1 protein-coding gene is annotated in these 297 nt (G+C 49.5%); it reads left to right on the top strand.

Annotation, left to right across the window (positions count from 1 at the left end):
- A partial coding sequence (locus J0A66_RS22835) for an ATP-binding protein (RefSeq protein ID WP_241264397.1) occupies positions 1 to 297 on the top strand: 297 nt, incomplete at both ends.

The following is a 297-nucleotide window of genomic DNA, read 5'->3' as shown; positions in this document are numbered from 1 at the left end:
CCTATCAAAAAGGTATTCGGTCGATTCCCGCGGGTAGTAAGAGATCTGGCCCGCAGCCTGAAAAAAGAAATTAACCTGAATTTGGTGGGTGAAGACACCGACCTGGATAAAAACCTGGTTGAAGCCTTGGCCGATCCTTTGGTGCACTTGGTCAGAAACTCCGTTGACCATGGTATTGAGATGCCCGATGAGCGGGAAGCATCAGGCAAGAAACGCACTGGTACAGTGACCTTGTCTGCCTCTCAGGAAGGCGATCATATTCTGCTAACCATCGAAGATGATGGTAAGGGCATGGAT

The organism is Bowmanella dokdonensis, from assembly GCF_017254865.1.
In the GTDB taxonomy this organism is placed as follows: Bacteria; Pseudomonadota; Gammaproteobacteria; order Enterobacterales; family Alteromonadaceae; genus Bowmanella; species Bowmanella dokdonensis.
Note: the sequence above shows the minus strand (reverse complement) of the source record. Positions and strands in the feature narration are given on the sequence as shown.